Here is a 25,933-nt window from a genome sequence, read left to right as displayed (position 1 = left end):
CGGTTATAAAACTTCTTATTTTTTTGTTACTTGTTTAAAATTAGTGTATGATAATGACGATTATAAAAAAGGAATGAGTGTATGTGTTAAAAACAAAACGTTTAGATTTGATCCAGGAATATATCGTTGAACGCGGGAGTGTTTCCTTGGACGAATTGGTTGAAAAATTTAATGTATCTAAAAACACAATCAGAAGAGATGTGAATGATCTGATTGAGGGGGGAGACTTCAAGAAAGTATATGGCGGTGTTTCCGTAGATAAATCTACTTCAATAGTTCCATATGTGGATAGGCAAATTCGGAATCATAAGCAAAAGCAGTTAATCGCAAAAGCAGCCGCTGAATTCGTTCAAGACGGTGACATCATTTTTATAGATTCGGGTACCACTACAGTAGAAATGGTGGAATTTATAAAAGAAAAGGAATTAACAATTATTACAAATAATGTTGATTTTATTATTAAGGCGCTTCCGTATAATAATTTAAGCGTATTCTCTACTGGTGGGATGCTCGAACGTAAAACAAATTCGTTTACTAGTGCTGAGAATGATGAATTAATCACTTCTTATAATATTACGAAGGCCTTTATAGCTTCTACTGGAATTACCATTAAAAATGGAGTTACGAATTCGCTTCCGTTAGAAAGTGGATTAAAGAGCACGGTTGTTCAGGAAAGTGCGGAAAACTTTTTGTTAGTGGATTCCAGCAAGTTTGATAAAGCAGCATTAACGACGTACTGTCAATTAAACGAAATCAACTACTTAATCTCTGATAGTATACCTGAGAAATATGTTCATTATGCCAAAGAAAATAATATTGAAGTTGTTATAGCGGAAAAGTAAGCAGAAATGCTTACTTTTTTTGTATCTAATATTTACGCCTGCCAACCGGAAATGGGTTAGATGTTGTACTACTTTTCTGCCTTTTGGAAGTGTTTTACGAGGGAAATATAATTTTTTATACCATTTATTCAAATTATGGTTAACTTTTGGTTATTTTGTGATATAATGTGACTAAAGTATAAAAGAGTGTACCTTTGTGGAAGGGAGGGAATGGAAGTGTTGAAAGTGGAAAGATTGGATGAGATTAAGGAATACATTAAAAAGAATGTGACCGTTTCTTTAGATGAATTGGTTAGCGTGTTTGGGGTATCGAAGAACACGATTCGTAGAGATGTGAACGAATTAGTGAAAAGTGGGGAATTTAGTAAGATATATGGTGGTGTATCCGTTAATCGCTCAACCATTATTCCGTTTCAAGATAGAAGTATTCAAAATCAGTCTGCAAAGCAACAAATAGCTAAACAAGCCGCCTCTTATGTGGAAGATGGTGATATCATTTTTATTGATTCGGGTACAACTACAATAGAAATGTTTCATTTTATGAAGCATAAAAAGGTAACCGTTATAACAAATAATATGGATTTTGTTATTGCTGCACTACCATTTGAGAATTTAAGTGTTTTTTCTACTGGTGGAATGCTTGAGCGCAAAACCAAATCTTTAACGAGTATCCATAACAAAGAAATCATCAAAGGATATAACATTAATAAAGCATTTCTAGCTTCCTCTGGTATATCTTTGAAAAATGGTGTTACGAATTCCCTCCCTGTCGAAAGTTATTTAAAGGCTTGTGTTGTGGAAAAGAGTGATGAGGTGTTCCTATTAGTGGATCATCATAAATTCGATAAATATTCACTAACGACTTACTGTAGTTTAGATCAGATTGATTATCTTGTAACAGATAAACAACCAGCAAATCAATATATAGAATTCCTAAAGCAACATGATATTAAATGGATGGTAACAGGAAAATAAAACAATTTGGAGGTATCATTTATGCCATTATTAAGATTCGATATAATTGAAGGAAGAACGGATGAGGAATTGAAAGAATTATTAGATGCTACCCATGATGTGGTCGTGAAAGCTTTTGGCGTTCCTGTAGGGGATCGTTATCAAATCGTTAGTCAACATCGTCCAAATGAAATGATTATTCGGGATACTGGTTTAGGTTTTGAAAGAAGTGATAAAGTTGTTGTTATTTCAATGAGAAGTACCCAAAGAAGTGACAAACAGAAGAAAGATTTTTATAATATGCTTGTAAAGGAACTAGGGGAAAGATGTGGTATGGAGCCAAATGATATCATGATTAATATTATGACAAATGGTGCCGCAGACTGGAGTTTCGGATTTGGCGAGGCTCAGTTCCTAACGGGTGAATTGTAAAACAACAAATGAAGCCGAGGGTAATAACTCGGCTTCATTAATACCAGGAGTTGGAAGGGGTTACATATGTCGAAAACTATGTCACGAAATAAAGCGCTATTTATTGTTGTTTCTTTTCTGTTGTGGTTCCCTCACTTTCTTTATGTTCCGATTCTTTCCCCCTACATGGGAGAAATAGGGACGCCGTATACGTTTATCGGAATAGTTTTAGGAAGTTATGGAATCACACAATTATTGTTTCGTTTACCAATCGGTATAAGATCAGACATGATGAAATTGAGAAAGCCTTTCATTATTGCAGGAATGGTGATGAGTTTAATTAGTTGTTTGATTTTCATCACGATGGATGGTGCTGGTTGGTTATTACTTGCCCGTTCATTTGCCGGTCTTGCGGCTGCTTCTTGGGTAGCATTTACTGTATTGTACCCAATCTATTTTTCTAAAGATAAAGTACATGTTGCCATGGGAAGTATTTCGTTCGTTGTTGTGCTGGCACAATTTCTTGGCATGAGCTTCAGTGGATATATGGTAGAAATGTGGGGATGGAAATCGCCTTTTTGGATTGGAACTATCTTCAGTATTATCGGACTCATTCTATCCTTTTTTATTTATGAGCCGAAAGATAAAGAGGTATCCCAACCGATTCAATTAAAGGAACTAGCAACTGTCATCCGGGAACCTAATCTTCTTAAAGTTTCTTTTCTTTCTATCATTGCTCATAGTGTTATGTTTTCCACGATGTTTGGTTTCACGTCCACTTTTGCATTGCAGATAGGATTTAACCCGAGTGAAATTACGTGGATTGTTTTTGCTTTTATGATTCCTCATGCTTTTGCAACATTGTTTATGGGGAATGTTTTGGTTCCGCGTATAGGAGAATGGCCAGCACTTAAGGCAGCATTTTTTCTAACGGCGATATTTACCTTTATGATGCCTTTTGCACATAACAAAATTCTATTTCTGCTGATTCAAGCATTTGCAGGATTTGCATTAGGGCTTGTATTCCCATTATTACTAAGTATGTCTATTCAATCAATCTCTCAGGAGAAAAGAGCTACCGCAATGGGAGCCTACCAATCTATTTATGCGATTGGAATATTTGTTGGACCATTCGTGACGGGAATCATTAATTCATCATTCGGACTAGAATCAGGTTTTTATTTTCTAGGGGTCGTTAGTCTTATTACAACAGCATTAATTGTGATTTGGGGGAGGCAGGAAATCAAGCGTAAAAATTCGATGAACAACTACAAAAAAAGAAAAGTACAATCATAGATATTAATTGTGTTGAAAATACCCTTTCGATAATGGGTTTTTCGCTACCTTCACTGCATAAATGATTGGACAAAATATTTCGCTATGTATAATAATATATGTGAATACTGTTTCATTTTTTGCGTAAAGAATGTTATTAGGATCATGAAAAGAGTGGGAAAAGGGATGATTAGGAGTGAAGGTTACGATTTATGATGTAGCAAAAGAAGCAAACGTTTCGATTGCTACCGTTTCTAATGTAATTAATAAAAAGGGGAGGATTGGGGAAAAAACGAGAAGACGGGTACATGAAGCGATGGAAAAGCTGAATTATGAACCGAATATACTTGCATCCGCTTTAACTGGAAAACAGACGAAAACAATAGGACTGATTATTCCAGATTTGGCAAACCCATTCTTCTCTGAACTAGCAAGAAGTATCGAGGATCGAGCCCACGAATTAAGTTACAATATCGTCATTTGTAGTACGGATTATCAGGAGGAGAAAGAAAATAAATACATAAGTTTACTTAAGCAAAAAAGAGTGGATGGTTTCATTTTAGCATCTGGTTTTGAGAACTTGGAAAGAGTTAAGGAATTGATGAATGAAGATATTCCAGTAGTTATTGTTGCAAGGGATTATCCTAATTTTTCTATTAATGCAGTTGCATTAGATGACTACATGGGGGGCTATCAGGCGGCAAATCACTTACTTCAATTGGGTCATAAGAATATCGGATTTATTGCATTAGATTTGTATAGTAATAGAGAGCGTATTCGTGGTTTTAAAGACGCTTTAAATGAACATCATATAGAACTTCGTAATGACCTTCATTTTATTGAAGATAAAAAGCAGAACCTTGTAAAAGCAGGAAATATAAGTGCTGAAAAATATCTTCAGAGTGAGGAGATACCGACAGCAATATTTGCTTGTAATGATCTACTGGCAATTGGCGCGATTCAGGTTATAAGAGATGCAGGACTTAGTGTTCCAGAAGATATCTCAATTGTCGGTTTTGATAATACAAACATTGCAACGATTGTCGATCCACCATTAACAACGATGTCTCAACCTATTCAGAGGATGGGAAGGGAGGTAATGGATTTAATCATTTCTATCTTTAAAGGGGAGAGAGACGATGAAGTGCGTATTACATTGGTTCCGGATCTTGTTAAAAGAAAATCAACACAAGAAGTGTAAAAAGGTAAAACGGATGCGTATGACATCTGTTTACCTTTTTAAGTAAAGCGCTTTATTTAGTTTGAAAAAATGACATAATTGTTTGACTATAAAATCATATTAAATTATACTGGGATTGTAGTTAAGCGGTTACCTTAATGTTATCGTTCTATGTAAGCGTTTAACCTACTGTTTCTATATTCAAAGGGAGACTTTGAATATCATCTTCTATAATTCCATATATAAAATTAAAGGAGGCTATTCATTTGACTAAAGAAATACGTATTGCATCCATTGGTGTAGGTACTTTAGGTTTCTTACATGCATCAAATATCGAGCATCGAGTACCTAATGCTAGAATCGAAAAAGTTGCTGCAACGAGAGAGGAAAGTGCAAAACGTGCAGCGGAAAGATTAGGTATCCAAAACTGGACTACGAATCTATCAGAGGTCTTTGAGGATGATCATGTAGATGCAGTTGTGATTACAACACCGAATTATACACACGCAGACTTAATTAAACAAGCAGCTAACAGTGGTAAACATATTTTTGTAGAAAAACCTATTACAAAAACGATTGAAGAAGCTCATGAAGTAATTGAGGCAGTTAATAATAATAATGTCATCTGTCAAGTAGGTTTTATGAGAAGATTCGATCCTACATATCAAGAAGCGAAAAGAAGAATAGAACAAGGAGATATCGGACAGCCAATCTATTTCAAAGCGGTTGGAAGGGACCCAGGTTCTCCGCCGGAATCTTATGTGAAAACAAGTGGAAGTATATTCCATGACTTTACCATCCATGATTTTGATGCAGCTAGGTTTTTAATGGATTCAGAGATTAAATCCATCAGGTCTGTCGGTAAAGTATTAATGGATGAATATTTGAAAAAATATAATGACTATGATCAAGCGCATTCCTTAGTTACGTTTGAGTCGGGTGCTTTTGGAGATATTGAATCTAGCAGAAATGCAGGTTATGGCTACGATATTCGTTCAGAGGTAATCGGAACAGAAGGGACGATTCAATTAGGAAGCTTGCGTAATCAAGATGTACAGTTTTTATCTCTAAACGGTAACAATAGTAGTGAAATTGTGCCTGAGTATCAAACGAGATTCCGCGAATCCTTTGTGAAAGAAATGGAATACTTTGTTGGTGTATTAAATAATGAGAATGAACCAGTCAATACAGCAGTTTCTGCTTTAAAATCTTTAGAAGTGGCAGTCTCCGCTGTTGAATCATGTGAAAACGATCAAGAAATTGAGGTAAGAAGAAAAGTTTTTGAAGCGATGAAATAGTAACTATGGGGGGAGTTTTATGTCTAAAGTAAAGGTTGGGATTTTAGGAGCCGGTGGTATCGCTCAAACACATGTCGATAATTTAAAAAATGATACACGTGTAGATATTATTGGAATTGCTGATATTAAACAAGAACATGCAGAAAATCTAGCAAAGCAAACAGAACATGCAAAACCTGTAGGAAGCTTATTAGAATTATTGGAATTGGGTGTTGATGCAGTTTATGTAACGATACCAAATACGTTGCATGTCGATGCTGTACTAACGTGTCTAGAAAATAATGTAAATGTTTTTTCGGAAAAACCAATGGCAACTAATTTAGCTGATGCGAAGAAAATTAAAGATGCGGCAGCAAAATCAGATGCTATTTATAATTTAGGGATGAACCAAAGATATGCCCATGTATTTAAAAAGGTTAAGGGTCTGATAGAAAAAGGGGAGCTTCATCCATATGTTGCCCATATGAAATTGAACCGTGGTGAATTGTTAAATCCTGCTTGGACAAGTAACCCAGAAATTACTGGGGGCTTCTTTTTTGAAACTCCGATCCATTTATTAGATTTAAGTAGATATCTTTTTGGAGAAGCCGTGACGGTTACTTGTGAGGCAAGACAAAGTATTTCAGAAAGTGAACTTGATAGTTTCACGATTTTATTAACATATGAATCTGGAACAATAGCTACTTTTGTAACGTATGCTCACTCTGGTTGGAGTTTTCCATTTGAAAGTTTAGAAGTTTACGGAAAACATTCTACTATTACAACGAAAGATTTAGATCATGTCATGTATTCTCCGGGCCTAAATCAAAAGATTGAAGTTGAAGAATACTTTGATGTGTCTTTTGCTGATAAATGGGGATATGTAGAAGAAGATAGATTGTTTATTGATTCCTTAGTGAATGGATCGAAGCAACCAGTCTCAGCAGAGGATGGTTATCAAACTGCTAAACTTATTGATGCTATTTATGAGAGTGCTAAGACAGGTGAAAAGATAACTTTATCAGAATATAAAAAGGAATTGGAAACGGTGTAAGAGAGTAAAAGGAGTCAACTATAAAAGTTGGATTCCTTTTCTTTTATCTAAATATTTGTTGACTTGCTAATTGCTATAAAATATAATACAAATTAGATAAAACGCTTAATCGAAATGTGAGGAGGGAAGTACTTGTAGACTGAATGTTCATTTGGCACAATTTGCCAAATATACTAGAAAATATATAAAAGTAATAAATTCAAGAAAAGATTTAACCGCTTAATCGAGAAGGCCATAAAAGTGTGGGTTTTTTAATAAGGAAGTCATTAGGTGTAGTGAAAATTTTTAGACCTCTAAGTATAAAATAAAAGATCCGTTAAAAGATTGTGAATGCAATTACTTTCTAATATGTTGCTAGAAAATAAGGGTTCTAATAAATGAATCCGATTACATAGGAGGGGGACAGGGTTCGTACCTCACTAGTTAATCTTACATCTGGAACAAGGATCCTTGCCCTATTTATGGGAGGAAATATACATGAGTAAAAATGGTTTATCCACGGATAAAACGATGACGATTAAAGAACGTGATAAAAGGCTAAAAATCATAGCGATTATTGCCACATTTGGTGGATTGTTATTTGGCTTTGACACCGGGGTTATCAACGGTGCTTTACCATTTATGTCTATGGAAAGCCAATTAAACTTAAATGCTTTTACAGAAGGTATTGTTTCTAGTTCATTGATTTTAGGTGCTGCATTTGGTGCTTTTTTTGGCGGGCAACTTTCTGATAAATATGGTCGTCGTAAATTAATTTTATGGCTTGCCATTGTATTCTTTTTCTCAACATTGGGATGTGCCTTAGCACCAAACGTTCCAGTAATGGTTATATCACGTATCATTCTTGGGCTTGCTGTTGGTGGTGCTTCTGTAACTGTACCAACATTCTTATCTGAAATGTCACCAAAAGAACGTCGTGGACGTATGGTTACACAAAATGAACTGATGATTGTTACAGGTCAACTTCTATCATACGTGTCTAATGCAATTCTTGGTAACACTGTGGCAGACCCCGGTGTATGGAGAATCATGCTCGTTCTTGCAACCCTTCCAGCAATCGTATTATGGTTGGGGATGTTAATCGTTCCAGAAAGTCCACGTTGGTATGCGTCAAAAGGAAAAATGGGAGATGCGCTTAAGGTTTTAAAACAAATCCGTGACATTAATCAAGCAAAGACAGAGCTAGAAGAAATTCAAGGGAACATTCAAGCGGAACAAAATTATGATAAGGCCTCCATGAAGGATTTAAAAAAACCATGGATAAAAAGAGTTGTGATCATTGGTATCGGGATTGGGGTTGTTCAACAGGCTACAGGTGTTAACTCGATTATGTATTATGGTACGGAAATTCTAAGAGATGCTGGTCTAGGGACTCAGGCAGCACTTATAGGTAATATTGCAAACGGTATCATTTCTGTGCTAGCAACTTTTGTTGGTATTTGGTTACTTGGTAAAGTTGGAAGACGTCCAATGTTGGCAGTCGGGCTAATCGGTACAACCAGTGCTCTAGCATTAATCGGATTATTTTCAAATTTATTTGCAGGTGCAACAGCACTTCCATATATTGTACTAACATTAACCGTTACCTTCCTAGCTTTCCAACAAGGAGCAATTTCTCCAGTGACTTGGTTAATGTTAGCAGAAATATTCCCATTACGTATTCGTGGGCTGGGCTTTGGTGTAGCAGTATTTTTTAGCTGGATGACGAACTTCTTAATTAGTTTCTCTTTCCCAGTACTATTAAGTAGCTTTGGATTAAGTATTACATTCTTTATGTTTGCGATAATCGGTATATTTGCTATAACTTTTGTTGTGAAATTCTTACCAGAAACAAAAGGACTTTCTCTAGAAGAATTAGAACAACGATTTCGTAATTATGACAAGGAAGAGGTGGGGGATATTAAAGAAGCATAATGGTTTCTGTTTTTGGAAATGAAAGAAATTTAATTATGATACGTGCTAACGTATTTCAATTGAAAATACCATCGACAATAGACAACTTGTTGGATAAATAATGGAAAGTATTTTACTATCTATGTATAAATAACAGAGAGGTGCGACCAAAGCCTCTCCGTTATTTATTTTATACTCGAAATAATCTCTCGCAGAAAAAATAAAATTTAAAAAGTCAAAGTATTATTGACTAACTAGAACAATAAGAATATAATATAAACTGTAGATAGAAATTATTTTTACCCTAAAGGTGAAGCGCTTAACCTTTTAAGTGAAGGGAGTAGGAAAATGCAGGAGAATTGTATGATTGTCCAGTCAGGAGGGCCTACAGCAGTCATAAATAATTCTCTCATTGGGATTATTGACGGAATATCAAGAACCCCATTTGATGGAGAAATTTATGGGGCTGTTGGTGGGATTTATGGTTTACTGCATGAAGAATTTGTTAGTTTAAAGAATCTTTCTATCAGTGAACGAAACAGATTAAGGTGGACTCCTGGAGCAGCTCTCGGTACACAGCGTTATAAATTATCAAAAGAGGATATAGAAAAAATAGTACATATCCTTGTGAAGAATGATATTCGGTATTTTTTCTACATAGGTGGAAAATGGTTCTATGAACGTAGCGAAGATGATTCATGAGTATGTAATGGATGTAGAATATAATCTTATTGTTATTGGTATTCCTAAATCAATAGACAATGATGTAGTTGGTACGGACCATTCTCCGGGATATGGGAGTTCAGCTAAGTTTTTAGCAACTTCCATCATCGATGTAGATATGGATATGGGGAGTTACCCGGAAAGCAATGGTGTAACTATAATTGAAACGATGGGGAGAAATTCAGGTTGGCTTGCTGGTGCATGTTCATTGGCTGAGGATTATCTTACTGAAAATAGTCAACTACTTATTTATATTCCTGAAGTTGCATTTGATTTTGTTAAGTGCGTAGATAAGTTGGAAAAGGCAAATCGTGAAAAAAGAAATACGATTCTAGTCGTTGCAGAAGGAATTCGCAAGAAAAATGGTGAATTAGTTAACACGTATACAGAATATGATTTCTTAGGAAGACCAAAATTGGGTGGTGTTTCATCTTATTTGAAAGATATGATCGAAAATGAAACAGGTATTAAAACCAGGTATATGACTTCAAGTGTTTGGCAAAGAAGCAGTATGACTCTCGCTTCGAAAACAGATGTAGAAGAGGCTTATCATTTAGGAATACATGCTGTTCGCCTAGCGAATTTAAACCAAACTGGGATTATGGTCGGCCTAAAGAGAGATCCACATGAAGTGGATTATCATATTTCTTATGAAACAATACAGCTAAAAGAAGTGGCAGAGAAGGAAAAAATTATCCCAACGGAATGGTATAACGTCGAAGAAAATATAATGACATTGGATTTTAAGGATTACGCGTTCCCAATGATTAAAGGTGAAATTGTTCTTCCAATGAAAAATGGGTTACCAATCTATCAACGGGTGATTTAGTATATTTTTCAATTCCAGGAAAGCGCTTAACTGGAAACTATAGGATGTAAATATTTTTTTGAAGGTAGTGATACATTTGAGAATGATTCGCTGTGCGGTAATTGGTGTTGGAAGATTAGGTATCTTTCATGCGAAAAATACTGCTACAAGGGTCAAAGGTGCAGAAATCGTTGCTGTCGTTGCTACAAGGGAAGAAAGTGCAAAGCGAGCAGCAGCAGAATTGGGAATAGATAGATGGTCGATTGATCCACAAGAAATATTTGATGATAAATCCATAGACGCTGTCATCATTGTGACCCCAACGAAAACTCATGCTGAGCTTATTATACAAGCAGCAAGAAGTAAGAAACATATTTTTGTAGATAAACCAGTGACAGAAACATTGGAAGAAGCAGAAGAGGTTATAAAAGAGGTTGCTAGTAATGGAGTAATCTGCCAAGTGGGCTTTATGCGCAGGTTTGATCCTTCATATGCTAAAGCTAAAAAAAGGATTCAACAGGGTGATATAGGGAAACCTCTTTATTTCAAGGGAGTTAGTCGTGACCCAGGTTCTCCCCCAGAGTCCTATATCAAAACGAGTGGTGGTATTTTCTTAGATTTAAATATCCATGAGTATGATATTGCGAGATTCCTTATGGGGAACGAAGTGGAATCTGTTCAATCGTTTGGAGATGTACTCGTTCATCCATTTATGAACAAGTACGGAGATGTCGATCAATCCATTACCGTACTGAAATTCAAAAATGGAGCTACAGCAAGTATCGAAGGTAGCAGAAATTCCGCTTTTGGCTACGATATTCGTGGTGAGGTTGTAGGTACAGAAGGCTCTATTCAAATAGGTTCTTTACAATACTATAACAATATTATTCTAAAAAACAACAAGAGTTACCATGATAATGTTCCGGATTTTCTTACAAAGTTTGGAGATGCTTTCGTTGCAGAGTTAGAACATTTCATCGACTGTGTTCAGAATAATAAGAAACCAATTGTCGATGAAGTAGACGGTATGAAATCATTAGAAGTAGCTGTCGCAGCAACGGAATCATTTAAAATAAAAGAAAAAGTATTTCTTTAATTAAAAGGTTAAGAGGAGGAAATAAGGATGGAAGCTATTCGTGTTGCAAATGAAAAAAGTGGAGTTAAAAATGAAACCATTCGTTTAACAATGTCTCAGGCATTATTGAAATTCCTTGATAATCAATACATTGAAGTTGATGGTGAAGTAAAGAAATTTGTGAAAGGGATCTTCGGTATCTTCGGTCATGGAAACGCTACTGGTTTAGCGGAAGCACTTGAAAGAGAAGAAAGCGATATCACACTTATTCAAGGGAAAAACGAACAAGGGATGGTACATACAGCCACAGCTTACGCAAAACAAAAAAACCGTCAAGAAATTTATGCATGTACGACATCCATTGGACCAGGTGCACTAAATATGGTAACAGCGGCTGGTACAGCTACAGTTAACCGTATACCTGTGTTATTACTACCAAGTGATAACTTTGCAACTCGTCAGCCGGACCCTGTTCTTCAACAAATTGAAGATCCAAGTGATTATACGATGTCTGCAACTGACGCATTCAAACCAGTTAGTAAGTATTGGGACCGTATTGTTCGTCCTGAGCAATTAATGACTGCTTGTTTAAATGCAATAAGGGTTCTAACAGACCCAGTTGATACTGGTGCCGTAACATTAGCTCTTCCACAAGACGTACAAGCTGAAGCATTCGATTATCCTGTTGAATTCTTTAAGAAACGTATTCATACAGTGGAAAGAAGAACTCCAAGTGAAGTTGCCCTTGATCGTGCAGTTGAACTTATTAAATCTAAGAAGAAACCATTCATTATTGCTGGTGGTGGAGTACATTATTCCTTAGCTACAAATGAGTTAAAACAATTTATAGAAGATTTCCAAATTCCAGTAGGAGAAACACAAGCTGGTAAGAGCGCCCTTGCTTGGGATCATCCAATGTATATGGGTGGAACAGGTGCGAATGGTTCAAAAGCATCCAACGTTCTTGCTAAAGATGCGGACTTAATTATCGGTATTGGTACTCGTCTAACGGACTTTTCTACAGCTTCTAAAGTAGCTTTCCAAAACCCTGAAGTTGAATTTTTAAGTATTAATGTTTGCTCGATGGACGCGATGAAGATGGAATCACAAATGTTGATTGCAGATGCAAAAGTAGCGTTGGCTGAATTGTCAGACCGTCTAAAAGATGAAAATTATACATCAGGCTATGAGGCTAGTGAATTATCTTCTTTAAAAGAAGAATGGGATAAAGAAGTGGACCGTCTATTTAATTTGCAAAGTGAAGAAGGATTAGAACAATCCCAAGTAATTGGTGAATTAAATAAGTTTATCGATGAAAAAGATATTATTACTTGTGCGGCAGGAAGCTTGCCAGGGGATCTATTGAAACTGTGGAGAAGCTCTCATCCGAAAACATATCATATGGAATACGGTTTCTCGACTATGGGTTATGAAGTACAAGCTGCACTAGGAATTAAGATGGCGGAACCAGATCGTGAAGCATATGCGATTGTTGGAGATGGAAGTTACTTGATGTTACATTCTGAGCTTGTAACTAGTTTACAAGAAAACAAGAAAATCAATATTGTTTTACTTGATAACCACGGTTTCCAATGTATCCATGGATTACAAGTTGGTCAAGGTAGTGAAGGTTTTGGAAACGAATTTCGCTATCGTAATGCAAGCACGAATCAATTGAGTGGAGAATATATGGAATTTGATTTCGCTGCACATGCAAGAAGCATGGGGGCGAAAGGATATACAGCTAACACGGTAGAAGAACTTCGTGATGCATTGGAGAAAGCGAAACAAGAAACAGTATCTACGTTGATTCATGTTAAGACACTTCCAAGTAAAGTGCCTGGTTACGAATCATGGTGGCGTCTAGGTGTCGCTGAAGTATCGAACAGTGAAAAGGTAAAAAATGCCTATGAAAATATGGAAGAAAAATTAAATCAAGCAAGAAAATATTAAATTATATTCCCTTATCTTTGGAAAAATGAAATGTAAAACAATTATAGGAGGCTAATTATGTCAGAATTACTAATTAACCCGAAAGCAACACCGGATCAAGATGGAAGTGTAATTAAAGTAACACCAGGGGACGCTGGTTGGAAATATGTTGGTTTTGAGGTATACCAATTAAAACCTGGTCAAACTTTTGAAAAGGAAACAGGGGATTTGGAAGTAGCAGTTGTTCTTCTTTCTGGAAAAGCGGATGCGAAAACAAACAAGCAGTCTTGGGATAATATTGGGGAAAGAATGAGTGTATTCGATGACACACCAGCATATACCGTTTACGTATCTTCCGATGATAGAGTAGAGCTTACAGCAATAACTGACTTAGAAATTGCCGTTTGTACTGCTCCTGGTAAAGGAACGTATGAAGCCCGCCTTATTACTCCAAAAGATGTATTAGTGGCACAGCGTGGATATGGAAGCCTTGAACGCGAGATTCATAATATACTTCCTGCTGATAAGCCGGCAGATAGCCTATTTATCTTTGAGGTCTTCACACCGGAGGGGAATTGGTCAAGTTATCCACCACATAAACATGATGAAGATAATTTACCGCAAGAAAGTTATTTAGAGGAAACATATTATCATCGAGTGAGTTCCCCAGAAAATGGATTCGCTATTCAGCGTGTGTATACACATGACAAATCTTTAGATGAAACAATTGTGGTTAGAGATGGGGATTTGGTACTTGTTCCAAAAGGTTTCCATCCAGTATCAAACCCACCAGGATATAAATTATATTACTTAAACGTGATGGCAGGTCCTGTTCGTGAATGGAAATTTACGAATGATAAAGACCATGAGTGGTTACTTGCTAAAAATTAATCATTTAGATGCCCCATACCTATGGGGCATCTAATCCTTAAAGGAGGGGAAACAATGACTTTACAATCTGTACCATTCAGGCTTGGTATCCACCCAATCAACTGGGTAGGGGAAGATGTGTTAGAGCATGGTGATTTTTATACATATGAAGATGTGATGGGAGATATCCAAGCACTCGGTTTTAAGGGAACGGAAATTAGCCGTAAATTTCCTAAAGATAAGGAAGAACTAAAAAAAGCGTTAGATCGATATGGGTTACAATTAACAACGCAATGGAAATCTGTATTCTTCTCAGATCCAAAGAGACATGAAGAAGAATTAAAAGCGTATCGCGCCCATGTAGAGCTTTTAAAGGAATTTGGCTGTAAAGTAATTAGTACAGCTGAAATTGGGGGATCCATACTTAATCAAGATCCAACTCGAGGCGTAGATGAAACCTATGTTCAAAGATTAGATGATGAAGGTTGGAAGTACCTAGTAGAAGGGCTAAATAAAGCCGGGGAAATTGCTAAAGAAAATGGTATGGATTTAGTGTACCATCATCATGCAGGTACCGTTGTGGAACAGCCTGAAGAAATAGATCGATTAATGGAAATGACCGATAAAAATGTAGTGTCTTTACTGTATGATACAGGACACGGATATTATGGGGGAAACGATCCAGTACAACTTTTACAAAAATATATCGATCGTGTGAAATATGTTCATCTAAAAGACGTTAGACAAAACGTGTTAGAACAGGCACGTAAAGAACACTATAGCATTAGAAAATGTATTCGTAGTGGCATGTTTACTGTACCAGGAGATGGTGTACTTGATTTTGAACCTGTCTTTAAGATTTTAATAGAAAACAATTATTCGGGATGGGCATTAATCGAAGGGGAGCAAGATCCTATCGAACATAATCCATATGAATATGCGAAGAAATCAAAAGAATTCATTATAGAAACAATTGAAAAGGTAAAAGCAGATTCTATTACAAAAAACTAATGGAACATAACTAGAGAGGGGATTATGATATGAAAGAAGTAGTACGTACAGCGGTTTTAGGACTTGGAAGATTAGGATATTGGCATGCAGAAAATCTAGCACAAAAAGTAAAAGGTGCTGAACTTGTTACAGTAATCGACCCAATGGAAGGTCGTGCGGAACAAGTAGCAAGAGAATTAGGAGTAAAAAATTGGTCTCAAGATATCAATACAGCTTTTCATGATGATACCATCGATGCTGTTGTTATTGTTACTCCAACTTCTACACATGCAGAATTAATAAAAGAAGCAGCTAAAAATGGAAAACAAATCTTTGTTGAGAAACCGTTAACAAAGGAACTTGCTGATGCGGATGAAGTTATTCAAGTTCTCCGGGAACAAAATGTTAACTGTCAAGTTGGTTTTATGAGAAGATTTGATCCAGCTTATAGTGAAGCGAAGAAAAGAATTGCAGCAGGTGACATTGGAAAACCGTTGTATTTTAAAGGAGTTAGCCGTGACGGAAATGTCCCTCATGAGGAATTTATTAAATACAGTGGCGGAATTTTTCTAGATGTAGCTATCCATGATTACGATATTGCACGCTTTTTAATGAATCAAGATGTAACTTCTGTACATTCTTCTGGAAGTATTTTATTAGAATCCAACCGGTTTATGGAGAAATATAATGATGTCGATCAAGGGTTAACATATTTAACATTTGATGGTGGTGCTACAGGTGATGTGGAAACCATGCGTGTTGCTCCATACGCATACGATATCCGTGGGGAAGTAGTAGGAACAGAAGGATCCATTCGAATTGGTTCCATGCGCAATACAGATGTAAATATTTTAACTGCAAAAGGAAGTACACATGATTTAATTCAAGACTTTCCATCACGTTTCCAAGATGCATATCTACTTGAAATGATAGCGTTTATCGAATCGGTACAAAAAGGAGAAACACCAATATGTACAGCGGTCGATGGGAAAGCTGCACTCGAAATTGCAACTGCAGCAACTCAGTCCTTCCTATCAGGAGAAAAGGTAGAAGTTAAATCATTGAGTCAGAAGAGTTTAATATAATGAAGTTGGCTGAGAGTGAAAATATTTTCACTCTCTAAGCGGCCCGAATATATGAAAGCGGGAACCTGTTACTGAAGAATGAAAATTCGATACTCGTGAGCAGGAATTCGTTACTAAGTATTCAGACCGCGGATTTAAACGTTAGATTATTTAAGGAGGAAGAAATCTATGTCGAAAGTAAAATGGGGTATCTTAAGTGCGGCTAATATTGCTTATGAAGAAATGGTACCTGCACTAAGACGTTCTGAAAATGCAATCGTTTCAGCAATTGCGTCAAGAACAAAAGAAAAAGCAGAAAAATTTGAGATTCCAACCATCTATCATTCTTATGAAGAACTTATCCAAGATCCAACTATTGATGCCATTTATATTCCACTCCCAAATGCTTTACATAAAGAATGGGCCATTAAAGCAATGGATGCTGGTAAACATGTATTATTAGAAAAACCTGCAGTATTACAAGAAAAGGAAATGTTAGAAATTAAAGAAACACAGGAAAGAAATAATGTTGTGTTTATGGAAGCCTTCATGTATCAATTTCATAAACAACATGCAAAGGTAAAAGAATTATTAGATTCTGGAATCATAGGGGAATACCAACATGTTAAGGCGCATTTCTCCTATAATCTCGACAACCCAAATGACGTTCGATTAAATAAGGAACTTGGTGGAGGAGCCATGTGGGATGTAGGATGTTATGGTATGCATGCCATTACTCAAATTGTCGGTATGAAACCAGTGAAGCTTTCTATGACTGGTCATATCCATCCGGTGCATGAGGTTGATATCTCTTCCACATGTGTGTTAGTCGACAAAGATAATCGCACGGCAGAAATTTTTTCTTCTATGGAGTTACCTTTCATCGATTATTATGAAATATTTGGTCCAGAAGGTACGATTCGCGTTGATGGTTCTTTCCGTCCAGATCAATCATCTTTGGACAAACGCGGAAAAGTAACAGTGAAAGATAAACAAAATAATGTTATTTATAAAGAAGCATTTCAATCAGATCAGTATTTAGAACAAGTGGAACATTTTCAGGAATGTATCAAAGAAAATAAATTGCCGATATACAGTGCTGATCAATCTCTTGAAATGATCCGTTATATACAGAAGAGTTATGAGTCATTATTTAACCATTCCATACTGACGGAAATACCAGAAGGAAATCTTCTTACTAAATAACTTTCATGGTGACTTAATAAAATAGAAATATACTTGATATATAGGTTGATTAACCGTCTGATCAAAACTTTTTTCACTTAACCCATTATCATAGTGGATAACATCAAGTATTTTTCTTTCAAAAAATGATAAAGCGGTTAATCTGCAGTTTATCAAAGAAGGAGGAGTTTGGTTTGAGTAATTTACTTAGCGAAGAGAAGTTACAGCTTTTAAATGAAAAATCAATAGAATCTAGAAAACTAGTTGTTCATACTGTCCATCACGCAGGGGCGGGTCATATTGGTGGCCCGATGTCAGCTGTCGATGTATTAGTTAATTTATATTTTAATGAATTGAATGTTAATCCAGAAGATGCCAGAGCTGAAAACCGTGATCGTTTTGTATTATCAAAGGGACACTCAGCAGTAGCACTTTATACCGTTTTAGCGATTAAAGGATATTTCCCTATTAAAGAGTTGGATACATTCGATTCCATGGATTCTAGGCTACAAGCACACCCAGATATGAATATTTTACCTGGGCTTGATATGTCAACAGGTTCCCTTGGCCAAGGGATTTCCGCTGCAGTAGGAATGGCCCTTGGTGCAAAGCTTAAAAACAAAGACTTTCGTACGTACTGCATGATTGGTGATGGAGAATCACAAGAAGGTCAAGTTTGGGAAGCAGCAGATGTTGCGGTTAAATATGGGTTAGATAATCTAGTAGTTATTTTAGATAATAACAAATTACAGCAGTTCGGTTGGGGAGAAAGTTTTGATGAACGTGAAGTACCTGTTACAAATCCTTGTGAACGCTGGCAAGCATTTGGTTGGAACGTAATCGAAATTGATGGTCACAATCATAACGAAATTACAAAAGCCTTTAATGCAGCACGTACTGTATCTGGCAAGCCGACAATTATTGTTGCGAATACAGTTAAAGGAAAAGGTGTTTCCTTTATGGAAAATACGCATAGATGGCATTCACGAGTTCCAACAGATGAAGAATTTGATCATGCTGTTCAAGAATTGGAAGCGGGGGTATAACAATGAAAACACTATTATCTGATAAAAAAGTTTCCATGAGAGATGCATTAAGTGAAACGATTTTAAAGTTTACGCAAGAGGATGAGAACGTATATGTGTTGGATGGGGATCTAGCTACTTCAACCAAAATCGACATTGTAGCGAATGAGAATCCTAAAAAGTTTTTACAAATGGGAATCGCAGAACAAAACATGATGAGTGTTGCAGCTGGACTTACAACAACTGGTATCCAACCATGGACTTTTACATTTGCTGCATTTCTAGCAAAACGTGCAATCGACCAAATTCAAGTTCAAATTGCGCAACCAAAATTAAACGTTAAAATGGTAGGTGGGTATAGTGGTCTTCTGACTGGTTTAACAGGTAAAACTCACCAAGCTTTGGAAGACATTGCTATTTTCCGTTCTTTAGCAAACATGGTTGTATTGGCTCCAGCAGATGCAACAGAGGTTAAAAAAGTTATGGAATTTGCACGATCATATGATGGCCCGGTATACATTCGACTTGCAAGAGATGCGTATCCAATTCTCTTCCCTAATGACTACAATTTCAAACTGGGAAAAGCTGTTACTTTAAATGAAGGAACAGATGTAACAATTATTTCTACCGGTACACAAACAAGTCGCTCACTAGAAGCTGCTGAAAAACTTGAAGCAGAAGGTGTTTCTGTAGCCGTCGTTCATATGCCTTCCATCAAACCAATTGATAAAGAAGCAATTATAAAAGCTGCAGAAACTACAGGAGCGATTGTTACAGCAGAAGAACATAGTATTATTGGTGGCTTAGGAAGTGCTGTTGCAGAAGTATTAGTAGAGGAGAAGCCGGTTCCAATGCTTCGTGTCGGAGTAAAAGATCGAAATTCAGAATCTGGTCCAAACGAGCAAATGCTTGAGAAATACGAAATTTCTCCTAATCATGTTGCACAAGCAGTAAAAGATGTTCTTAAGAAAAAATAATAGTAAGTAATGCGCAAGCGCCCTTACAGGCTAAAAATGCGACGTCCTGTCGCAACACCTGCACTCGCACGTCCTGTGCTTCGTAGCGCGTACGAAGGTGAAGGAAGTCACGCTAGTCGCTGGGGCAGGACATCATAGGGAAGTAGGGACATGACTAGAAAATCTAATTAGTCTGTCCCTTAACCCATAATATTAATCAATGAAGGAGTGGATGGTTTTGCAAAAAAATATTGTGAAAGAAAAGTTATTGATTAACGGAAATTGGATCGAAACTGAAGATACGCATAAAGTGTATAACAAATATACTGGAGAATTATTTTCTGAAATTGCTTTAGCAGATGAGAAAACTGTTGATTTCGCAATCGAATCCGCAGTTCGTGCTCATAAAGAAGTTGATTTTCCAGTAGAACAACGTTACAAAGTGTTGATGCATACTGCTAAGTTATTAAAAGAACATGAAGATGAAATTGCAGAAATGATTGCAATAGAAGGTGGGAAACCGATTACAGATGCAAGGGTGGAAGTTGGTCGTTCTGTTTCTACTTTAGAACTTGCGGCAATCGAATCTAAGAAACTAGTAGGTGAAATGATTCCTAATCATAGCACGCCGGGTCGTTTCCTATACACGATTAAGAAACCGGTTGGTGTGGTAGCGGCAATTACACCTTTTAACTTCCCGTTAAATTTAGTTGTCCATAAAGTTGGCCCTGCTTTAGCAGCTGGAAACCCAATCATTATTAAGCCTGCATCCGACACTGCGACTACTACTGTGAAATTATGTGAGTTGTTAGAAGAGGCAGGTGTACCTAAAGGTTACGTACAATGTGTGGTTGGAAGTGGACGTACGGTTGGAGAACAACTTTTAAATGATGAGCGAATTGCCCATTACACGTTTACAGGATCCCCAGCAGTTGGAAAACATATTAACCACACCATTGGTTTAAGAAAAGCAACATTAGAATTAGGTTCTAACTCCGCAACTATTGTTCATGGTGATGCTGACGTTCAAAAAGCGGCACAAAAGGCTGCTAAAATGGCAACTGCAAATGCCGGCCAAGTTTGTATTTCAGTACAACGTATTTTTGTTCAAGATTCGGTTAAAGAAGCGTTTATCCAAACATTAGTAGAAGAAGTGAATAAACTTAAAGTTGGTAACCCAGTGGAATCAGATACCAATGTAGGACCAATGATCAGTGAAAAAGAAGCTATCCGTATTGAAGAGTGGGTAGAAGAAGCTGTAAAAGGCGGAGCAAGCATTTTAACTGGTGGAAAACGCGAAGGTAGTGTGTATTACCCGACTGTATTAACCAATGTGAAAAAAGGTATGAAAGTAGTAGATGAAGAAGCATTTGCTCCAATTGTTTCGATTACTTCCTACGATACAATTGAAGAAGCTATTGAACTAGTAAATGATTCTAAATATGGATTACAAGCTGGGATCTATACTTCTGACTTGAGTCTATCATACAAGATTCCTCATTTACTAGAAGTTGGTGGAGTTATCGTCAATGACACTTCTAGCTTCCGTGCTGACCAAATGCCGTATGGTGGCGTGAAAGAAAGTGGAAATGGTAAAGAAGGTCCCGCTTACGCCATCCAAGAGCTTGTTGATACAGTAACAGTGGTAGTGAATTTAGAAGAGTAGATTGATAAAAAGTAAGTTATATAGTTAGAAAAAGTTTAAAAAAATGGGGGAATACTATGACGTTACGATTTGGTGTCATTGGAACCGGTGCAATCGGTAAAACACATATAGATCGGATTACCAATAGATTATCAGGTGGAGAAATTGTTGCGGTGACAGATATTAATCAAAATTCCGCAAAGTCAGCCGTAGAAGAATATGGTATTCAAGCAAAAGTATATCCTGATGATAAAAGTTTGATTGCTGATGAGAATGTTGACGCAGTAATCATTGCAAGTTGGGGACCAGCCCATGCAGAAAGTGTGTTAGCGGCAATTGAAGCAGGAAAATATGTATTTTGTGAAAAGCCATTAGCCACGACCGCTGAGAAATCGTTAGAAATTGTCGAAGCTGAAATGAAGTTTGGAAAACCATTAGTACAGGTGGGATTCATGCGGCGTTATGATCAAGGGTATAAACAAATGAAGAATGCCATTGTGAATAACGAAATTGGTGAGCCGCTAATGATTCACGCAGTACATCGCAATCAATCAACAAGTGAAAATTACACAACTGATATGGCTGTAGTGGATACATTGATTCATGAGATTGATGTACTCCATTGGTTAATCAATGATGATTATAAATCCATTCAAGCCATTTTTCCTAAACGTACAACAAAAGCATTAGATCATCTACAAGATCCTCAACTTTTCATTATTGAAACTCAACGTGGCATTGTGATAACAGTTGAAGTATTTACGAATTGTCAATTTGGGTACGATATTCAATGTGAAGTAATTGGTGAAATAGGAACGATTAAATTACCAGAAGTTCCAACACCAGTAGTACGAAAAAATGCTGCAATTAGTCAACCTATTTTACAAGATTGGAAAGACCGTTTTATTGTTGCTTATGATTTAGAAATCCAACATTTTATTGATTCCATTAGGAAAAAAGGTTACCCAGAAGGACCTACATCATGGGATGGTTATATCGCAGCTGTAACAAGTGATGCAGGAGTAAGAGCGCAAAAAACCGGTCAAAAAGAGTTAATTGAATTAAAAGCTAGACCTGAATTTTATAAATCAAAAAATTCGCCGATACAAAATCTTATGAGCTAGTGCCTAAAGAATCTGTGTTTCGCAATTTCAACCGCATTATAGTGGAGTAAGAAGAATAAATTCTTAGTACGAGGAGGAAATAGTCCATTGAAGATGGGGATTTGCGCTTGGTCCGTTCCAATGGATGGGCCATACGGAGTAAAAGTAGCGGCAGACTACGGTTTTAAAGGAATGCAACTAGATATTGGGGAGCCTGAAAGAGGTTTCCAGCTTTCTTACCCTCATGTACAAGAAGTTTATAGACAATTTGCAAAGGAATATGACATTACATTCACTGCTATATCTGTAAGGCTATTTGATCGTTATGGAATGACAAGAAAAAACGGAACGCCTGAAAAAGATATGGTAATGGAAGGTATTGAAAAAGCAATCCAAGCAGCTGAAAGCATGGACATTCCGATTGTCATGCTTGGAAGTTTTTTGGATGGTGAAATTAAAACCGTGGAAGACTTCGATCGTACTGTAGAATGTTTAATAAACGCTTGTGAACTGGCTGAAGGAAAAGATATTATCATTGCCACAGAAAATTTACTATCTATTGAAGAAAACCAGAAACTTTTTGAGGTAGTAAATAAAGATAACCTTAAACTATACTTTGATACGCAAAATTACTATTTAAATAGAAACTATAATGCAGCGGAAATGGTTAGGGAGCTTTATGACTATATTTGTGAAGTGCATGTGAAAGATGGTAAGGGACATATAAGCGGAGCTCTGTTAGGTGAAGGGGATTCCAGCTTTTTCGAAACAATGGAAGAATTAAAAGAAAAAGGGTACCAAGGATGGGTTCTGATTGAGAATTACTATGACCAAAAACCACTATCAAATGAAAGCGACAAGCCATTAGAATTACTTGAAAAAGATGTAGAGATATTGAAGAATGCAATGGTTTAATACTATAAATTATTTTACGTTACCAAAATAAATTAAAACAGCTAAAGAAACCTCTTTTATAGAACAGTTTTATTCTATTAATAAGAGGTTTTTTAGTAGTTGGGTAGTTTTATCGGAAGAACATGCACATTATATCAGTATTCACACAAAAATATCGGGAATCAACCGCAGGAAGGTTTCAGCAAGCCCCACAAACTAAGTAATAAAAAATATATAGAAATAAGGTGAAAAAGATGAAACTAGGAATTGTTACGGATAGTTTAGCTCATTTGAAATTTGAAGAAATGTTAAAGACGGTATCTGATTTGGGATACGAAACGATAGAAATTGGATGTGGAAACTGGTCTAGTGCCCCACACTTGGACTTAGACGGACTTTTAAATAGTAAAGAAAAGCGGGAAAGTTATCTCCATACTATTGAAAAATATGGTATGAAGATTGATGCATTAAACTGTTCGGGTAATCAATTGGCACCTAATAAACAAGGAGAAGAACATCGAAGAGTAATAGAAAAGACATTTCAACTAGCTGAACTTTTAAATGTTAAAACAATTGTCATGATGTCTGGTTTACCAGGAGGAAATCCAAATGATACCACACCGAATTGGATCACGACTAGTTGGCCACCAGAAAACAAAGAAATACTAGATTGGCAATGGAATGAAGTAGCTTTTCCTTATTGGGAGAAAACAGTTACGTTAGCTAAAGAGCATGGAATCGAGAAGGTTGCCATAGAAAATCATGGTTCTCAGTTAATTTACAATACAGAAACGTTAATGAAGTTAAGAAATCAAGCAGGAAATATGATAGGGATGAATCTAGATCCAAGTCATATGTTTTGGATGGGAGCAGATCCAATCATAGCTGCCAGATCATTAGGTGATGCGATTCATCATGTTCATGCGAAAGATGTTCGATTTGAAAAAGGAATTTATGAAAAAGATGGATTATTAGACACCAAAACAGTAGATCGGTTTACAGAACGATCTTGGAACTTTGTGGCGATTGGATATGGTAATCCATCATTATGGTGGAAAGAGTTCTTCTCAGCTATTCGAATGAGCGGTTACAAGGGTTCCATCAGTCTTGAATTAGAGGATCATACAATAGATACAATGGCGGCATTACACCATTCTACCAATATTTTAAAGGATACTATTGGAAGGAATTTTAATTAATTGCGACTCGAGTATTCAATCTATTCCCTCTTATTTAATTTTGTTAAATTTTCAAAAAATATATTGCAAAAACCGGTTTATATGGTAATATAAGAGAAAGCGCTTAACTGTAGTATAACAATTACTAATATACATAGAGGAGGAGGGCTATACTTATTAGTGTCTTTTTATTTAGAATTACTTGATTAGGAATTTATGTAAGCGCTTATTCAAGATAACACGAAGGGGTGAATGATTAGATGAAAAAGATATTTGCTTTACTAGTTTTAGCGTTACTAATAATTGCTGGATGTAGTAGTAATAGTAGCAGTGATAGTGGTAGTAGTAATTCGTCTGGTGGATCTGACAGTGGATCGGGTAGTGCGGATGAAATATCTGTAGCAATGGTTGCAGGTACAGAAACTGCTGCAATTAAACAACTAGTCCCTCAATTTGAAGAAGAAACTGGTATTAAAGTAAACTTAAATGAATTTAACTATGACACACTTTACGAGCGCATTTATAACGATTTACGTTCTAATGGTGGGGCGTACGATGTAGTATTTGCGGATGATCCTTGGATGCCAATGTTTGCTGGTGGTGGATTCTTAACTCCACTAGACGAACTTGGATTTGAAGTGGAAGATGATTTCGCTGAAACATCTCGTAAAGTAAGTATGTGGCCGGCACCAGAGGGCCCACGTCTTCCTGGGTCTGATCCGAATGAAGAACCACGCTTCTATGGTGTTCCATCTGTTGGAAACGTGCAAATGTTATTCTATCGTAAAGATCTTATGGAAGAACCAGAAACTTGGGCTGATGTGGAAAATGCTATTAAGGAACATGCGGGTAAAGATATTGAGTATGGATTCATACACCGTGGTGCACGCGGGAATGGTATTGCAACAAACTTTAATGCTTTCTTATGGTCGCATGGAGCTGACTTCTTCGATGAAGATTGGAATGTAACAGTGAATAGTCCTGAAGCAATTGAAGCTTTAGAGTTTTACTTAAGCATGAGAGATACTGCTCCAGATGGGGTTGCGAACTATAATGCCGATGAAATTGGCCGTGTAATGGTACAAGGTGAAGGTTTACTATCAATCGTATGGCCATCTTGGGCTCCTGAAATGGAAAAAGAAGGTTCATCTGTTAAAGGGAAAATTGGATACACTTTAGTTCCAAAAGCAGAAGGTAATGATCATGCGCCAATGATTGGCAATTGGATTATGGCCATTCCTGAGGTTTCTGAGAAGAAAGAGGCTGCTCTTCAGTTTATCGAGTGGGCAAACTCTAAAGAAATTCAAAAAGAAGCGGTATTAAATGGTGGAGTTCCAACACGAACTAGTGTGTTAACGGATCCGGAATTACTAGAAGAATATCCTTATTTAGATGCAATAGCTGAAGGATTAAACAATGCTAATTTCCGTCCACGTACACCATTATACTCTCAAATCGAGTCTATTTATGGTACAGCACTTAACCAAGCAATGACAGATGATTTAACGGCGAAAGAAGCTCTTGATAAAGCTGCAGCTGAGATTGAAAAACTAATGGAAGATAATGGTTATTATAAATAATCATTTTAGCAGCATTACG

At 36.6% G+C, this 25,933-nt stretch carries 23 protein-coding genes; all 23 read left to right on the top strand.

From position 1 onward, the window contains the following. The first annotated feature begins 83 nt into the window (after nt 1-83). The 23 genes from ACFQ18_RS02120 (at nt 84) to ACFQ18_RS02010 (ending at nt 25,914) form a co-directional block, all read left to right on the top strand. Nucleotides 84-842 (top strand): DeoR/GlpR family DNA-binding transcription regulator, encoded by a 759-nt coding sequence (locus ACFQ18_RS02120; protein WP_145523182.1) that lies wholly within the window; start codon nt 84-86, stop codon nt 840-842. 216 nt (nt 843-1,058) lie between these two features. Further along, nucleotides 1,059-1,817, top strand: a complete 759-nt coding sequence (locus tag ACFQ18_RS02115; protein WP_145523183.1) for a DeoR/GlpR family DNA-binding transcription regulator — start codon at nt 1,059-1,061, stop codon at nt 1,815-1,817. A 21-nt stretch (nt 1,818-1,838) separates the two neighbouring features. Beyond that, a complete protein-coding gene (locus tag ACFQ18_RS02110; RefSeq protein ID WP_060667786.1) occupies nt 1,839-2,228 on the top strand; it encodes a tautomerase family protein in 390 nt (129 codons plus the stop codon). A 66-nt stretch (nt 2,229-2,294) separates the two neighbouring features. Beyond that, the gene (locus tag ACFQ18_RS02105; protein ID WP_060667785.1) at nt 2,295-3,503 is read left to right on the top strand and encodes an MFS transporter; all 1,209 of its coding nucleotides are present in this window, start codon (nt 2,295-2,297) and stop codon (nt 3,501-3,503) included. Nucleotides 3,504-3,678: 175 nt separating this feature from the next. Then, the gene (locus tag ACFQ18_RS02100; RefSeq protein ID WP_204797856.1) at nt 3,679-4,683 is read left to right on the top strand and encodes a substrate-binding domain-containing protein; all 1,005 of its coding nucleotides are present in this window, start codon (nt 3,679-3,681) and stop codon (nt 4,681-4,683) included. Between the two features lie 245 nt (nt 4,684-4,928). Then, entirely contained in the window at nt 4,929-5,960 is a 1,032-nt protein-coding gene (locus ACFQ18_RS02095) for a Gfo/Idh/MocA family oxidoreductase (protein ID WP_204797855.1), read from the top strand. A 19-nt stretch (nt 5,961-5,979) separates the two neighbouring features. Continuing rightward, entirely contained in the window at nt 5,980-6,993 is a 1,014-nt protein-coding gene (locus ACFQ18_RS02090; protein WP_204797854.1) for a Gfo/Idh/MocA family protein, read from the top strand. A 510-nt stretch (nt 6,994-7,503) separates the two neighbouring features. After that, a complete protein-coding gene (locus ACFQ18_RS02085; protein ID WP_204797886.1) occupies nt 7,504-8,907 on the top strand; it encodes a sugar porter family MFS transporter in 1,404 nt (467 codons plus the stop codon). A 327-nt stretch (nt 8,908-9,234) separates the two neighbouring features. Continuing rightward, complete coding sequence (locus tag ACFQ18_RS02080) at nt 9,235-9,588, top strand: 6-phosphofructokinase (protein WP_244986865.1); 354 nt, start codon at nt 9,235-9,237, stop codon at nt 9,586-9,588. After that, entirely contained in the window at nt 9,563-10,438 is an 876-nt protein-coding gene (locus ACFQ18_RS02075; RefSeq protein WP_244986864.1) for a diphosphate--fructose-6-phosphate 1-phosphotransferase, read from the top strand. The genes ACFQ18_RS02080 and ACFQ18_RS02075 overlap by 26 nt, the downstream gene beginning before the upstream one ends. Nucleotides 10,439-10,520: 82 nt before the next feature. Beyond that, a complete protein-coding gene (iolG, locus tag ACFQ18_RS02070) occupies nt 10,521-11,513 on the top strand; it encodes an inositol 2-dehydrogenase (RefSeq protein WP_204797885.1) in 993 nt (330 codons plus the stop codon). Between the two features lie 27 nt (nt 11,514-11,540). Next, nucleotides 11,541-13,445, top strand: coding sequence for a 3D-(3,5/4)-trihydroxycyclohexane-1,2-dione acylhydrolase (decyclizing) (gene iolD, locus ACFQ18_RS02065; RefSeq protein ID WP_204797853.1), 1,905 nt, complete (start codon nt 11,541-11,543; stop codon nt 13,443-13,445). A gap of 57 nt (nt 13,446-13,502) precedes the next feature. After that, nucleotides 13,503-14,315, top strand: coding sequence for a 5-deoxy-glucuronate isomerase (iolB, locus tag ACFQ18_RS02060; protein ID WP_060667779.1), 813 nt, complete (start codon nt 13,503-13,505; stop codon nt 14,313-14,315). Between the two features lie 54 nt (nt 14,316-14,369). Next, complete coding sequence (gene iolE, locus ACFQ18_RS02055) at nt 14,370-15,305, top strand: myo-inosose-2 dehydratase (protein WP_060667778.1); 936 nt, start codon at nt 14,370-14,372, stop codon at nt 15,303-15,305. 29 nt (nt 15,306-15,334) lie between these two features. Continuing rightward, nucleotides 15,335-16,369, top strand: coding sequence for a Gfo/Idh/MocA family oxidoreductase (locus ACFQ18_RS02050; RefSeq protein ID WP_060667777.1), 1,035 nt, complete (start codon nt 15,335-15,337; stop codon nt 16,367-16,369). A gap of 168 nt (nt 16,370-16,537) precedes the next feature. Further along, nucleotides 16,538-17,554, top strand: coding sequence for a Gfo/Idh/MocA family protein (locus tag ACFQ18_RS02045; RefSeq protein WP_204797852.1), 1,017 nt, complete (start codon nt 16,538-16,540; stop codon nt 17,552-17,554). A 173-nt stretch (nt 17,555-17,727) separates the two neighbouring features. Beyond that, nucleotides 17,728-18,579, top strand: coding sequence for a transketolase (locus ACFQ18_RS02040; protein WP_060667775.1), 852 nt, complete (start codon nt 17,728-17,730; stop codon nt 18,577-18,579). Nucleotides 18,580-18,581: 2 nt separating this feature from the next. After that, entirely contained in the window at nt 18,582-19,535 is a 954-nt protein-coding gene (locus ACFQ18_RS02035) for a transketolase family protein (protein WP_060667774.1), read from the top strand. A 217-nt stretch (nt 19,536-19,752) separates the two neighbouring features. Then, on the top strand, nt 19,753-21,180 hold the full coding sequence (locus ACFQ18_RS02030) for an aldehyde dehydrogenase family protein (protein WP_225344055.1): 1,428 nt from the start codon (nt 19,753-19,755) through the stop codon (nt 21,178-21,180). Between the two features lie 56 nt (nt 21,181-21,236). Next, a complete protein-coding gene (locus ACFQ18_RS02025; RefSeq protein ID WP_060667772.1) occupies nt 21,237-22,283 on the top strand; it encodes a Gfo/Idh/MocA family protein in 1,047 nt (348 codons plus the stop codon). 93 nt (nt 22,284-22,376) lie between these two features. Next, nucleotides 22,377-23,177 carry a sugar phosphate isomerase/epimerase family protein gene (locus tag ACFQ18_RS02020; RefSeq protein WP_225344059.1) on the top strand — a complete coding sequence of 267 codons (801 nt, stop codon included), beginning with the start codon at nt 22,377-22,379 and terminating at the stop codon, nt 23,175-23,177. Nucleotides 23,178-23,410: 233 nt separating this feature from the next. Next, complete coding sequence (locus ACFQ18_RS02015) at nt 23,411-24,355, top strand: sugar phosphate isomerase/epimerase family protein (RefSeq protein ID WP_060667770.1); 945 nt, start codon at nt 23,411-23,413, stop codon at nt 24,353-24,355. A gap of 239 nt (nt 24,356-24,594) precedes the next feature. Then, nucleotides 24,595-25,914, top strand: coding sequence for an ABC transporter substrate-binding protein (locus ACFQ18_RS02010; protein ID WP_060667769.1), 1,320 nt, complete (start codon nt 24,595-24,597; stop codon nt 25,912-25,914). Nucleotides 25,915-25,933: the final 19 nt, after the last annotated feature.

This window comes from Oceanobacillus caeni, assembly GCF_042678465.1.
In the GTDB taxonomy this organism is placed as follows: domain Bacteria; phylum Bacillota; class Bacilli; order Bacillales; family Amphibacillaceae; genus Oceanobacillus; species Oceanobacillus caeni.
This window is presented reverse-complemented; position numbering and strand designations above follow the sequence as displayed.